Raw genomic sequence first — 12,325 nt, forward strand, 5'->3', positions numbered from 1 at the left:
TTCCGGCTTTTCTCCTCGGCGGCTGCGCCTATGGACCGCCGGCAGCTCGGATGGACTGTCCATTCGGGGCATCAATTTCGCTGCGCCATCCCCCATGACCGAGCGCAGGTGAACCCATGACATCCCCCGACACAGCAACCCTCCTCGAAGACACCGCCGACCGGATCGCGGATATCTCACGCGCCGATCTGCAGATCCTGCTTCGCCGCGCGGCGCTGCGGCTGCGCAATGCCGGCGCCGTGTCGATGGAGGATGATGTCGAGGAGGCCTTGCGCGACCTGGCCGGCGAGTTCGGCATGACGCGCAACGACACGATCAGGTTCATCGTCCGGGAGTGGATGGAGAAGAATACGTATCTGCCGGTGCATGAACTGGACGAAGACGGCGATGTTGATGGCACAGCTTGATCTGTTGGTGCAAACGCTACTCGGCTTCGGTCGTTAGGGAGAAGTTGTATTGGGCCTGGCCTTCAGCAGCGCAAGGCACGGCTCGATGCGCGCGGGCATAGGGTCCAAGGGAGATTGGACAGCGCAGGATCTCGGCGACGGCGCGGCCGGCTGCGGATCGGCGCGCCGGCTCACCGAGCAACGGCTTGGAAGGCTTGAAAAGCGGCTTTGTCATCGCGCGATGACATCAGCAGCGCCTAAAAGAGCAATTGACCCAGATTGATATTGACTCCGCCCGCACCGCGAACATAATAGGAACATCGGCGCGGCAGCCGCCATTCTGAAAATCGAAATACGGAGCACGGATATGCGAGAGCAGCCGATCGGCGAAGCCGTGGAAGACGACGAGCGTGCAAAGGTGATTGCCTACCACAGAGGCGATACGCACGCGGCTATAGACACCCTGCTGGAAGATATCCGTCACCTTCGCCGGCAGTTGGCATTGACCGAAGGCGCCATGAGCCGAGGCATGGCCCGCGGCTGGCGACCGAGCTACCATCGAGACTGATATGCCCAGGATGAATCATGAGAGAAAGCGGCTCGGATCACCGGTCAGCGACGTTGAACGAGAGACCAGGTCTGAAGCCTATGCTTGACGGTTCCCAACCGAAGTCCGTGTCGTTCGAAACTGCTCTGAAGGACTGGTGGTCGTCGCAACCGCAGTCTTTCCGCGAGAGCATCAGCCTGTCGGTCGCCCGCGCATGTTTTCGCGGCGGATACTCGGCAGGCAAAAACACCCTTGAACGGCGGTTCGTATTCAAAGCCGGACGGATGCGCATCACCGTTTGGGCAATAGGCGTCACGGAAGCCAAGAAGAAAGCCGAAGCTGAGGCTGATTTCCGCGCGGCCAGGAAGGGGTGGCCGGTCCCGAAAGCGGGCTGGCAACTCCAGGAGGAAAGATGAGCGACACCGACAGGCGGCCGCTGATGGAAGCGCCGCAAATGTATGTCCACTATTGCGAAGAAGTGGAATGCGAGGAATGGGGCGGCTGGGGCAACAGTCCTTCTCCGGCTGTGGCGATCCGCTGGTGGTGCTTCGAGCATTTCCCACACAAGTCATACGAGCAGGAACAGGCACTTAGGCGGAAGCTGGAGGCGGCCGAGCGTGGAGATATCGTTCAACGATAGCTGGGCGGCTCATCTGCGCATCTTTGACGGTCGGCGACGGCGACACGGTAAACTGCGACGGGCGGAATATGCGGTTTCTCGGGAGGGTGTTCCCGGCATCGACACGCCGGAGGCGCACGCCAGTGCATAGGAACGGAAGCCGGCACCTGTCACCAAAGAGAGGCTGAAAGAACCGCTGGCCGAGCGCGGCCTGAAAGTGATGTTCAGCGGCATGGACCTGCGAATGCGGAGAAACGAGAGGGCCGTTTGGTGAAGGCGCCCGTGAAAGCATTTCATAGTCGGCAGCGACGCTCAGTGAACGACGGTGATGACCGGAATGCCAGCTTCGTCGGCGGCACGGATCAGCGCTTCTCGCGCGTCCTCGGCCGAGACGTCCCCATGAAGTGCATCCCGGCACGCCCTGATCGCTGTGAGATACTCTTCTCCATCGTCGATGGGCCAGCAAGCCGTCAGCATATTGGCAGCCTCCCAAAGAGTTGCGACAAGTTTGTACTTTTCCGGCCCACTCACAACGAGCATCAGAGGAGTAAACTCTCCGGATCTGTGCCATTTCATGACATTATGTCTCCCCACGGTAAACATATTGGTAACCGTGCAAGAACCGTTCCGTGACCTCCGCTAGCATGCCGAAGTCCGTTTCGCAGGCCGCATAACTAAAAGGAGATAAAGGCGCCGCGGTCGCCTCAGCATCGCCAGCGTCAGCTTGGGCACCTGTTGGCAGGAAACGCTCGCCAGCCTATTACCCGCCATGCTGAAGCCACCAAGGCCGCCGACATGTTCGCGAGGAAGTCAAACGCCCCGAGTCATTCCGGAACGCCGACATCATAGAAATACCGCTTCATCGAGAGCAACCGCGATCGCCTAGTGGACCAGCTCCAGCGCTGCTACGTCGCCATGTTTCACCAGCATCAGCATGGAACGGCCGATACCATGCTGCTTGCAGGATCATCGGATCGTCTTGTCCGTCTCTCCGCAAGGGTGCAGGCGTTTTTGACGTTTTGTACCCTTGCTTTCCTGATCAAAGAGTCGGTCAGGGCCCGAGACCGTCGGCGGCGATCAGTTCTCTGCTCGCGAAACGCATTTCTTCACGGCACCACCTCTTGAATAAACGGAAGGACACGCGAGTTTTGCCGGTTAGCGAGGAGGAAATCATGTCCGTACCCAACGAGCCTATCGTTCCGCCGCCAGCGCCGCCGATCGGCAATCCTGAACCCGAGCGAGATCCCGGGGAGACTCCGCCGCCGGACGGTCCCGAACCAGACGACGGCGACGATCCGATGGCGCAAGCTCACGCCCAGGAGGCCCAACGTAGCCAGACCTGGGGACTGCTCTGCCGCGGCGTTCAGGTGCATACTGCTGATTGAGATCATGCGACGTTCTTTCTGATGGGAGTGAGCTCCTCGTCCTTGGGCAGGTCGATATCGCTCGACAGACGCTTCGTTCAATTCGGATCGGTTGCCATCCTAGTCCGGCTCGCTATCCATCCTCCGAACCGGGATGAGAACAACGGCTTCATACCCCCGGGACGGGAGCCTAACGGTGACAATCAACGCTCGACAGCTGCCTCGGACCGATGAGTGGCTGGCAGCAACGGTGACGGCGCGCAATAACCGGGATAACCTTCGGAAATAATGGTCTATAAATAGGTCTTAAAGGACTTTAATGGCTATTGATGGATCAAAGGTGATCATGCCCAAGCCCATATCACGCGCTTACTCACGTTACAGCCGGGACGCCCTTCTAGTTTTTAGCCAGTTGATCAGGCGCGCTCGGATCGAGCGCAAACTCACCACGCAGGAACTGGCAGACCGCGCCGGTATTTCGCGCGGCCTGTTGCAGCGCATCGAAAAAGGCGACCCTGCCTGCGCCATCGGAGCCTTCTTCGAGGTGGCCGCCATTGTGGGCGTACGCCTGTTCAACTCCGATGATGCAACGCTGGCAACAGCGATATCGGCAAACAACGCGATACTTGCTCTTCTTCCGAAGTCTGTTCGCCCCTCCTCTACCCAGGTGAATGATGACTTCTAAGGCTGAGAACAACGAACTTTCGTCTTGGTGTGGACACCGGAAAGCAAGAGCCAGTCGACGCCCCTCGCCTCGAGCGTATCTTGCTCCTAATCGTCCTTGGGCGGTTCGACTTGTAACCGCCTCTCTTCTTCTACTGCCGGCAAGCTCCATATATTCGAAATCGCAATTAGGACGTGGATTCCGATGTTAGCCAATTTTTCAAAGCTCTCCGTCAATTTGCCAACCGCCGTTGGGTTGTCAGAGGAGCGGCCGAAGGCGATTTTCACCGATCACTTCAGGCTTACTTGAGCTTTCAATGATAACACCAAGGCCATAGGATTCGCGGGCGACGATGTAAATCCAAAATGCTCATAGAAGGCCTTGGCTTCATCGGAGATCGCGTGAACCAGAAGGCCGCGAATACCCATGATATGGGCTGCCTGTCCGGTACGCAGCACGGCGTCTTGCAACAGCGCGGCTCCGATTCCTTTTCGCTGCCAGTTGCGATCGATGGCCAGACGGCCAAGGACTGCCATGGGAACCGGGTCGGGCATGTTGCGCCGGATCGCTCCCGGCGCGTCGGCGACCGCCAGCGCTCCCGATGAGAGGCAGTAATAACCGACAACGCGCTCGCCCTCGCAGACCACATAGGTTCGCGATGCGCCGCTGACCTGATTGGCCCGCGCCCTGCGGCGTAGCCATTCATCAAGGCTGTCGTGCCCGCTGTCGAATAGCTGGAGATCGTGCGCTTCGCCGAGAAGCGTCGGTGCAGACAGCATTACGGCTGCCAGGGTTTGCGAGTGTTCATCAGCCGTTCGAAGCCTTCGCTATTTGGCGGTTGGTCGAGGACGGCGAGATAGTGTTTGTAGCTGTCAGGATCGACCTGCACCAATGTCTGATCGAGAAGCGCGTCTTCTGCGGCACGGCGCGAAGCGTCGATCATGAAATCCGAACGGGTTTTCCCGTGGGCCTTGGCGGCGCGGTCGATCAGGACGCGAACGTCCTCACGAACCCTCAAGTTAACGGCGCGGGTATGGGTATCAGTGGCGTTTTTGCTGGTCATGGCCTTTTCCTTCAAGGCCATATACCATAAACGCATACACAATGTGTATCTATTTCTTGCGATATTGCGGGGTGATATCCCAACGGTTCCTCTGGACATGGGCGCTAATCGCTTTCGATCGAAAGCCCGGATTTCACCGTTAGACAAGAAACTGGCGACACCAGTTCCCCAATCCCTACGCCTTCGAGGACGCGCCGCATTGCGGGCGCTAGTTGAGTGATCCAGCAGCCCGGGATCGCGCCTCTTGCCCAGCAAATCCGCGCATTTGGAAAGGCGAACACTGGACACCAGCCCATCCGCGTGCCGCCAATATTCGGCGGCAATGATGATCGTTCGTGCGTTCTCAATCACATCCGGTTGATCGACACCTTCCCGCGATCCAATTCGTCGAGCCCCTTGAGCAGTTTGGAGGAGTTCGGCTCCATCAACTGCAAGTTGTTGACTGAGCGCCAGAGAGGGTACGGGACCTCCGCGCAGAGGTAAGTTCGCGAAAAGAATACTGCTGTCGTCAACAAGGCGACAGTGAGGGTTAGCACCCGAACAACCGATGATGGCAGCCTTCGTCCGATATGCGCTCCGATCCACCCGCCGATAACGGCTCCAATCGTCATGGCAATGCACGCCTGCCAGACGATTGCCCCGGCAAGTACGAAGACGATGACGGCGACCGCGTTTGCAGCAGTAACCATCACCATTCTTGTCGGATTCAGGCTCTTAATGGCCCCGCCCCCGAGCGCGCTCCATGCCGCAAGCATCATAAGACCCACCGCGCCGCCAAAATAGCCGCCATAAAGACCGAGAAAGAATTGAACCGTTGCGAAGGTCAGAACACTCGGACGTGCCTGCGTCCGGAATACCGCGCTGACCCTCGGACCTGCCGCCAGCATCAATGTCGCGACCAGCAAAAGCCATGGCAGGAGATCCGTCGACGCTACGCCCCAGCTCGACGCCTCTCGAAGCGCGGGCTTTTCGAGCGCGTCCTTCAACCGGCACTCTGGCTTTCAAAACATGCCAAACGCCTTGCACGAATTGCCCCGGACATAAGCCGTGAAGCACCTGAGACAGTACCCGGAAGATCCTGCCCGAGTAGCTTGTGAAATCGGATATTATGACGTCGGTCGCCTTGTTGGAGGAGTAGGGGCGATAGCATCACGGCTCCGGATCAGAGCGTATCCTTGAAGAAGAGATGTACGTCATCGCTTTGCACCGCCCTCACCTGGCCAGGCCGCGTGGCACTCAGAGAACAAATTACTCGGTGGCTTAGAGCCAACGACGGAGCGTTGACCCTCGTGGCCATCAGACCTGAAAATGTCCGGATGAGGTGATCGTGCCGCTGGCCTCGCCCCTCCGCGTACCCGCCTGCACGACATAGGGAGACACCTTCTCCTGCACGCGATCGGCACTGACGGTGCGCCGATCTGTTTCGCCATTGACGAAAGCAAGCTTGCGATACTGCTGATCGTACTGCGCGGCGATCTTGCCGCGATCCTGACGTTTGCATCCGGCAAGAGGAAGCCCGAGTTTCTCAACGAGAAGGCAATCCTGGAAGAACTGATTGACCGCGCCGCTGGGATTGAAGGACAAAAACGCAAAAAGCCCCACGAGGGGGCTTTGTTAGGATCGCAGGGGGGCAGGATTTGAATCTGCGGCCTCGTTTGTGAAGCGCTCCCACTTTCGGCCGGAAGCGCCAGAATTGGCGCAAGGGCTGCAAAGCAAAAAGGGCGCTCGACCCTTGCGGGGAGCGCCCTTATCCTGTCGGACACGAGCAGCTCGACGACGTCGATACCACGCGCATCCATTTTTCAGGCAGGACCGGTATATGGACCCTTCCCGCCGGCGTTTCAAGAGGCGGTTCTGCGGTTTTCCACGACAATGGACCGTAGTCGATCAGGAGGCGACCCCGGTGATCGGATTGACCACTGGTCGTTCGCTTTTGTCCCTGACCCCAGCCGGCTGCACCACCGGCGGCGCCATCGATTCCGCGTCGGCGGGCTCCGGCTTCTCGGGAACGGCCCCAACATCCTTGGGTCGCCGCTGCTCGGGCTTTACGTTTTGATCATTCGTCGACATTGTCGGTCTCCTTTCAAGGAAGAAGTCACGGCCGGCGACATGGTTCCGGCGATGGGATGGAGGACTACCGATGCTTGACATGTTTTTGTTGCAGGGGCCTCAGGATGCGCGCTTCACGATCCTGCTTGCGCATGGCGCCGGCGCGCCGATGGATTCGGCATCGATGACAGCAGCGGCAAATGCACTCGCCGACGTTGGCTTCCGTGTGGCCCGCTTCGAATTCGCCTATATGGCCGCCCGCCGCACCTCCGACGGTCGTAAACCGCCGCCCCGCGCCGAAACGCTCAATCCCGAATACGAGGCGGCCATTGAAGAGCTCGGCGCCAGCAACCCCCTGATCATCGGCGGCAAGTCGATGGGCGGCCGGGTCGCCAGCATGGTCGCCGACGATCTCCATAGTCGGGGGAAGATAGCCGGCCTGCTCTGCCTCGGCTATCCCTTCCATCCGCCCGGCCAGCCAGAGAAGCTGCGCACCAGCCATCTCGCGGGGCTGACGACGCCGGCGCTGATCTGCCAGGGAACGCGCGACGAATTCGGCACGCGCGAAGAAGTGCCGGGCTACGATCTGTCCGACAAGATCGAGATCCTCTGGGTCGAGGATGGCGACCACGATCTCAAGCCGCGCAAGACGATCTCCGGGTTCTCGAGTGCCGACCACCTTGCCACGATGGCGAAGGCGGCAAAAGCATGGGCCGAACGACTGCCGGTTTGAGCGTCAACATATTCCCCTGCGCCGCCGTCAGGCCGCGAGCTTCCTGACATCGATGCGTCGGTCGGTGGCGGAAACGGTGATTTCGAAGTGGTCGACCTGCACCACGCCCCGAATGTTGCGCGGCCGGTGGGCGACGATCGCCACGCCGCCCCTCTGCCGGACACTGTCATAGAGGATACCGGCCCCGCCGCTCGAGCGCACCTCTTCCCCAAGCACCTGCGACGCCGCATAGCTGGTGCCGCCATAGACATCGGGCCGTAGCGCCTGCTCTCCGCGAATATCGAGATAATCGCCAAAGAGGGTGGCCGAATAGCTTCGATAGGTGCGCGCCATCGTCGCGACCCCACGCGCGACGGCCTCGCGCCTGAGATGATGGCCAACCTCGGCGGCGGCCGTCTTGAGATCATCAGCTGCGTACCAGGCGCCGAGATCGGGGCCGTTGAAGCGCATTCCTCCCGGCGCGACATGCAGGAATGCCGCCATGACGATGCTGGCGTTGGCAACGCCATAAACCCATTGGTCCTCGGGAAGCCGTTGGATGCGGTCGGCGACGAGGCGGTCGTTGGTCCAGCCGACGAGCTCCATCACGGCTTGGAGATCGGCCGCCCGTGTCACCGTCTCGAAAAGCCCGATCGGTGGAAATTGCGACGGGATCAGCCGGTACGACGGACGCGGCGCCTCGGCAAAACGATCGCTCACCGGAAGACGATGTCCGCATCTTCGTAAGGTGTGAAGGCTTCGTCGAGCATATTCGGCTGCATGTAGAGGCCGCCGCGGGCGCCGTCGAGAAACCGGCGTACGGTCATCAACCCGTCCTGGGTCCCGTTGGTCACGATATCGAGCGGCGGATGGCCGCCGAAAACCGGCGCCTGATGCGGCGTGCGCAGCCAGGCGACGCCGGCGCGTTCATCGGAAAACAGCACGCCGAGCGCCTGATGGATGCCGAGAACGGCCGAGATGCGGGTCAGCGTATCGACATCGAGCGTGAAAGCGCCGTGCTCGCGCGCCTGTTTGGCCCAATTGTGGTAGGTCGACCGGGAGGGATAGCCGAGCATGAGCAGACGCTGCTCCTCGCTTAGCCCCCAGAGATCGGCGATCGCCAGAAAGGTTCGCAGGGCCGGGGCGCTCAGCCTCTTGCGGTTGGCCGGAGCAAACCGCTCCATGTCCAGCCGCTGCGGCCCCTGGCTTTCCCTTTGCTCCCGTCGCGCATGCTGCATGAAAGCCTCCTGTCTTGAATTAGACATAGTCCAAATCTGGGCATACATCAAGCAAATTTAAAGGAGCGCCTCGCCTGCCGCCTCGCGGATCGTCTGCATCAGGATCGATTGCGGCAGAGACGGCACCGCATCGGCGCGCATCGTCAAGCCGACCGGCCCCTTGGTCTCGCCGGTATCGACGGGCAGAAGCGCCAGCCGCCCGTCGGCGACATCGCCGGCCACGACGCCGTTGGAAATGATCCAGATCGCATCGCTTGCCCTGAGGAAAGCGCGGCCGAAGGAATCCGACACCGTCTCGATCTGGTTCGGAAGGCTGGAGACGCCGTTGGCGATCAGGAAATTTTCAACCACTGGCCGGATGATCGAACCCCGCGTCGGCATCAGCACCGTGTAGTTGCCGAAGCCGGCAAACGGCGATTGCCGCCCCTCGAGCAGCGGATGGCCGGCGCGCACGGCAAACACCACCTGCTCGGAATAAAGATGTTCGAAGGAAAAGCCCGCCATCTTCTCGGCGCCGGCCAGGCGTCCGACGACGAGGTCGAGGTCGCCGACGTGAAGCTGCTCCAGCAGCACCGCGTTCTCGCCGGTGACGATCTTCACCCGGCTCCAGGTCTTTTCCTTGAGGAAGAGTTCCATCGCCCGCGGCATGATGCGCGATGACACCGTCGGCAGCGCGCCGATCCGGATCGGCGGCGCATCGGAAAACTGCTCCTGCGAGACGGAATCGAGACCCTGGCGCAGCGCCGTCAGCGCAGCACCTGCGTGGCGCAGGAAGACCTCGCCGTAGCGGGTGATCTTGATGCCGCGGCCGTCGCGCTCGAAGACATCGACACCCAGCACCTGTTCCAGTTCGCGGATCGTCTTGGTGACCGCCGGCTGGCTGACATGCAGCAATTCGGCGGCCTTCATGACGCTCTTCTGCCGCGCCACCTCGACAAAGGTTTGCAGATGGCGGAACTTGACGCGGCTGTCGATCATCGCTCGCATAACTCCAGGGTTATCGAAACGCCCATAAATATCATTTTACTTAACCGGATCAACCAGTCAATTTCACCATTCAGGAGGAGAGTGACGTGCAATTCGCCCGCATAAACGACGTGACGATCCATTATCAGATCATTGGTGCCCCTGCCGACAGGCCGGTGATCGTCTTTATCAACTCGCTGGGCACCGATTTTCGCATCTGGCGCGACGTCGTGGTGCAGCTTGCCGGTGAATTCGCCATCGTGCTTTACGACAAGCGCGGCCACGGCCTTTCCGATGTCGGCCAGCTTCCGTCATCGATCGAGGACCATGCGACGGATCTCGCCGGCCTGCTCGATCTGCTGTCGGTCAAGGATGCCGTCATCTGCGGCCTCTCCGTCGGCGGCCTCATCGCCCAGTCGCTTTATCACCGCCGGCCGGATCTGGTCCGTGCGCTCATCCTTTGCGACACCGCCCACAAGATCGGCACGGCGGAGAGCTGGAACGCCCGCATCGCCGCCGTCGAGCAAAATGGCATCGCCAGCATCGTCGACGCCATCATGGAGCGCTGGTTCACGCCCGCCTTCCGCCGGCCCGAGAGCACTGCCTATGCCGGCTATTGCAACATGCTGACGCGCCAGCCCGTCGAGGGTTATGTCGCCGCCTGCGCCGCAATCCGCGATGCCGATTTTACCGAGGTTGCAAAGACGATCGCTGTCCCGACGATCTGCATCGTCGGCGATCAGGATGGCTCGACGCCGCCCGATCTCGTGCTGTCGACCGCAAGGCTGATCTCAGGCGCCCGTTACGAGATCATCCCTGATTGCGCGCACATTCCCTGCGTCGAACAGCCGGAGGCGCTGACGGCGATCATCCGCGCCTTCCTCACATCCATTCCGCCTGGAGAACTCAGCCCATGAATGAAACCGCGTCCCCTTCCGAGCGCTATCGCCAGGGCATGGCGACCCGCCGCGCCGTGCTCGGTGACGCCCATGTCGACCGCGCCGCCACTGCCGCGACGGAGTTCGACCGCCCCTTCCAGGAGTTGATCACCGAAGCCGCCTGGGGCCATGTCTGGTCGCGCCCGGCGCTGACGAAGCGCGAGCGTTCGATCGTCACGATCGCTCTGCTTGCCGCGCTTGGCCAGGACGACGAGGTTGCCATGCATGTGCGCGCCACAGCCAATACGGGGGCGACCCGCGAGGATATCTGCGAGGCGCTGCTGCATGTGGCGATCTATGCCGGCGTTCCCGCGGCCAATCACGCGATCAAGATCGCAAAGCAGGCCTTTGAACAGATGGACGCCGAAAAGGCGGCCTGAGGGGAGGAACATGTCCGAACGACCGAACCGCAAGCCCGAGACCGGCGGCTTCTTCGCCCGCGACCGCGCCTGGCATGCGCCGGCGCTGACGCCTGGCTACAAGACCTCCGTGCTGCGCGCGCCGCAGCGCGCCCTGTTGTCGCTCGATGGCACGATTTCCGAGACCACCGGCCCGGTCTTCGGCCATTCGATGATCGGCGAACTCGATAACGACCTGATCCTGAACTACGCGCAGCCAGGCGAAAGTGCGATTGGCGAGCGCATTATCGTCCACGGCCGCGTGCTCGACGAGCGCGCCAGGCCGGTCGCCGGCACCTTGGTCGAGTTCTGGCAGGCCAATGCCGGCGGCCGCTATCGCCACAAGAAGGAAACCTATCTGGCGGCGATCGATCCGAATTTCGGCGGCTGCGGCCGCGCCATCACCGACGAGGATGGCCGTTATCATTTCCGCACCGTCCGCCCCGGCGCCTATCCCTGGCCGAACGGCATCAACGATTGGCGTCCCGCCCATATCCATTTCTCGATCTTCGGCCATGGCTTTGCCCAGCGCCTGATCACCCAGATGTATTTCGAAGGCGATCCGATGATCTGGAAATGTCCGATTGTCGGCACCATCCCCGACAAGGCGGCGATCGAGCAGCTGATCGCGCCGCTCGACTGGGGCAACACCATCCCGATGGATTCACGCGCCTATAAATTCGATATCGTGCTGCGCGGCCGCCGCTCGACGATGTTCGAAAACAGACCGGAGGGCAACTGACCATGCAGCAGCTCGGCTACCTCAAGGAAACCCCGTCGCAGACGGCAGGCCCCTATGTGCATATCGGCCTGACGCCGAATTTCTGCGATATCTTGGGTGTCTACGACACCGATCTCGGCATCGCGATGGTCAACGACAAGACGCTCGGCGAACGCATCACCGTCACCGGCCGGATCTTCGATGGCGCCGGCGCATTGGTGCGCGATGCGGTCATCGAGATCTGGCAGGCCGACAGCGCCGGGCTCTACAACAGCCCGTCGGAAATGCGCGGCGCCGCCGATCCCAATTTCACCGGCTGGGGCCGCTGCCCGACCCGCGCCGAGGACGGCGTCTACAGCTTCGAGACGGTAAAGCCCGGCCACGTCCCCTTCAAGGACGGCCGCAGACAAGCCCCGCACATCACCTTCTGGATCGTCGCCCGCGGCATCAATATCGGCCTGCACACGCGCATGTATTTTCCGGAAGAGACGGAGGCCAACGCCGCCGACCCGCTGCTTTGCCGCATCGAACATCGCGAGCGCGTCGCAACGATGATCGCCACCCGCGACGGCGCGACCTGTCATTTCGACATCCATCTACAGGGTCCGAAGGAGACGGTGTTTCTCGATATCTGAGGGCGGGCCGCGCAAGTCGCTTGTT

General features: G+C 61.2%; 19 protein-coding genes and 2 pseudogenes. 11 read left to right on the forward strand and 10 right to left on the reverse strand.

Translation table 11 applies throughout. The features are described from left to right. The first annotated feature begins 116 nt into the window (after positions 1-116). Positions 117-407: a CopG family transcriptional regulator gene (locus HFO71_RS27310; protein WP_221988653.1), complete on the forward strand. Its 291-nt coding sequence runs from the start codon at positions 117-119 to the stop codon at positions 405-407. Between the two features lie 51 nt (positions 408-458). On the opposite strand, the pseudogene HFO71_RS35975 reads toward HFO71_RS27310, so the two are convergent. Beyond that, positions 459-621, reverse strand: a pseudogene (locus tag HFO71_RS35975) (non-homologous end-joining DNA ligase); the annotation flags it as partial. Positions 622-753: 132 nt separating this feature from the next. On the opposite strand from HFO71_RS35975, the gene HFO71_RS27315 reads away from it, so the two are divergent. From HFO71_RS27315 to HFO71_RS27325, 3 genes are all read left to right on the forward strand, one after another. Beyond that, positions 754-954, forward strand: a complete 201-nt coding sequence (locus HFO71_RS27315) for a hypothetical protein (protein ID WP_003548617.1) — start codon at positions 754-756, stop codon at positions 952-954. An 80-nt stretch (positions 955-1,034) separates the two neighbouring features. Then, entirely contained in the window at positions 1,035-1,349 is a 315-nt protein-coding gene (locus HFO71_RS27320; protein WP_221988748.1) for a hypothetical protein, read from the forward strand. Further along, a complete protein-coding gene (locus HFO71_RS27325) occupies positions 1,346-1,573 on the forward strand; it encodes a hypothetical protein (RefSeq protein WP_132613724.1) in 228 nt (75 codons plus the stop codon). The genes HFO71_RS27320 and HFO71_RS27325 overlap by 4 nt, the downstream gene beginning before the upstream one ends. A gap of 291 nt (positions 1,574-1,864) precedes the next feature. Here HFO71_RS27325 and HFO71_RS27330 read toward each other — a convergent pair whose 3' ends face one another. Beyond that, a complete protein-coding gene (locus HFO71_RS27330; RefSeq protein ID WP_064655279.1) occupies positions 1,865-2,128 on the reverse strand; it encodes a DUF982 domain-containing protein in 264 nt (87 codons plus the stop codon). A gap of 596 nt (positions 2,129-2,724) precedes the next feature. Here HFO71_RS27330 and HFO71_RS27335 point away from each other — a divergent pair. Both HFO71_RS27335 and HFO71_RS27340 read left to right on the forward strand, forming a co-directional pair. Next, a complete protein-coding gene (locus tag HFO71_RS27335; RefSeq protein ID WP_221988654.1) occupies positions 2,725-2,937 on the forward strand; it encodes a hypothetical protein in 213 nt (70 codons plus the stop codon). 325 nt (positions 2,938-3,262) lie between these two features. Further along, positions 3,263-3,601: a helix-turn-helix transcriptional regulator gene (locus HFO71_RS27340; RefSeq protein WP_221988749.1), complete on the forward strand. Its 339-nt coding sequence runs from the start codon at positions 3,263-3,265 to the stop codon at positions 3,599-3,601. A gap of 269 nt (positions 3,602-3,870) precedes the next feature. Here HFO71_RS27340 and HFO71_RS27345 read toward each other — a convergent pair whose 3' ends face one another. The 5 genes and pseudogenes from HFO71_RS27345 to HFO71_RS27365 all read right to left on the reverse strand — a co-directional run bounded on the left by HFO71_RS27345 (position 3,871) and on the right by HFO71_RS27365 (position 6,713). Continuing rightward, positions 3,871-4,359, reverse strand: a complete 489-nt coding sequence (locus HFO71_RS27345; protein ID WP_168337055.1) for a GNAT family N-acetyltransferase — start codon at positions 4,357-4,359, stop codon at positions 3,871-3,873. Then, positions 4,359-4,643, reverse strand: a complete 285-nt coding sequence (locus HFO71_RS27350) for a type II toxin-antitoxin system TacA family antitoxin (RefSeq protein ID WP_168337056.1) — start codon at positions 4,641-4,643, stop codon at positions 4,359-4,361. Before HFO71_RS27350 ends, HFO71_RS27345 begins: the two co-directional genes overlap by 1 nt. Before the next feature lie 476 nt (positions 4,644-5,119). Continuing rightward, positions 5,120-5,563 (reverse strand): annotated as a pseudogene (locus HFO71_RS27355) (TSUP family transporter); the annotation flags it as partial. A gap of 376 nt (positions 5,564-5,939) precedes the next feature. Next, entirely contained in the window at positions 5,940-6,227 is a 288-nt protein-coding gene (locus HFO71_RS36500; protein ID WP_420910166.1) for a hypothetical protein, read from the reverse strand. Positions 6,228-6,530: 303 nt separating this feature from the next. Continuing rightward, on the reverse strand, positions 6,531-6,713 hold the full coding sequence (locus tag HFO71_RS27365) for a hypothetical protein (RefSeq protein WP_003548476.1): 183 nt from the start codon (positions 6,711-6,713) through the stop codon (positions 6,531-6,533). 70 nt (positions 6,714-6,783) lie between these two features. Here HFO71_RS27365 and HFO71_RS27370 point away from each other — a divergent pair, with 70 nt between their 5' ends. Beyond that, the gene (locus HFO71_RS27370) at positions 6,784-7,425 is read left to right on the forward strand and encodes an alpha/beta hydrolase family protein (protein WP_221988655.1); all 642 of its coding nucleotides are present in this window, start codon (positions 6,784-6,786) and stop codon (positions 7,423-7,425) included. 27 nt (positions 7,426-7,452) lie between these two features. Here HFO71_RS27370 and HFO71_RS27375 read toward each other — a convergent pair whose 3' ends face one another. Genes HFO71_RS27375 through pcaQ form a run of 3 tightly spaced genes read right to left on the reverse strand, consistent with a single transcriptional unit; the run spans position 7,453 to position 9,620 of the window. After that, positions 7,453-8,124: an RES family NAD+ phosphorylase gene (locus HFO71_RS27375; protein ID WP_221988656.1), complete on the reverse strand. Its 672-nt coding sequence runs from the start codon at positions 8,122-8,124 to the stop codon at positions 7,453-7,455. Then, positions 8,121-8,642 (reverse strand): MbcA/ParS/Xre antitoxin family protein, encoded by a 522-nt coding sequence (locus HFO71_RS27380; protein ID WP_168259283.1) that lies wholly within the window; start codon positions 8,640-8,642, stop codon positions 8,121-8,123. The genes HFO71_RS27375 and HFO71_RS27380 overlap by 4 nt, the downstream gene beginning before the upstream one ends. A gap of 57 nt (positions 8,643-8,699) precedes the next feature. Next, entirely contained in the window at positions 8,700-9,620 is a 921-nt protein-coding gene (gene pcaQ, locus HFO71_RS27385) for a pca operon transcription factor PcaQ (protein WP_207159487.1), read from the reverse strand. Between the two features lie 95 nt (positions 9,621-9,715). Between pcaQ and pcaD the strand changes: the two genes are divergently transcribed. The 4 genes from pcaD to pcaG are packed head-to-tail and all read left to right on the forward strand — an operon-like array spanning position 9,716 to position 12,300. Continuing rightward, complete coding sequence (gene pcaD / locus HFO71_RS27390; protein WP_221988657.1) at positions 9,716-10,525, forward strand: 3-oxoadipate enol-lactonase; 810 nt, start codon at positions 9,716-9,718, stop codon at positions 10,523-10,525. Then, positions 10,522-10,926, forward strand: a complete 405-nt coding sequence (pcaC, locus tag HFO71_RS27395; RefSeq protein ID WP_027665740.1) for a 4-carboxymuconolactone decarboxylase — start codon at positions 10,522-10,524, stop codon at positions 10,924-10,926. The genes pcaD and pcaC overlap by 4 nt, the downstream gene beginning before the upstream one ends. A 10-nt stretch (positions 10,927-10,936) precedes the next feature. Then, positions 10,937-11,686 (forward strand): protocatechuate 3,4-dioxygenase subunit beta, encoded by a 750-nt coding sequence (gene pcaH, locus HFO71_RS27400; RefSeq protein ID WP_221988658.1) that lies wholly within the window; start codon positions 10,937-10,939, stop codon positions 11,684-11,686. 2 nt (positions 11,687-11,688) lie between these two features. Next, positions 11,689-12,300, forward strand: a complete 612-nt coding sequence (pcaG, locus tag HFO71_RS27405) for a protocatechuate 3,4-dioxygenase subunit alpha (protein ID WP_077979912.1) — start codon at positions 11,689-11,691, stop codon at positions 12,298-12,300. Positions 12,301-12,325: the final 25 nt, after the last annotated feature.

Origin of the sequence: Rhizobium laguerreae, from assembly GCF_019778565.1 — a bacterium.
In the GTDB taxonomy this organism is placed as follows: Bacteria; Pseudomonadota; Alphaproteobacteria; order Rhizobiales; family Rhizobiaceae; genus Rhizobium; species Rhizobium laguerreae.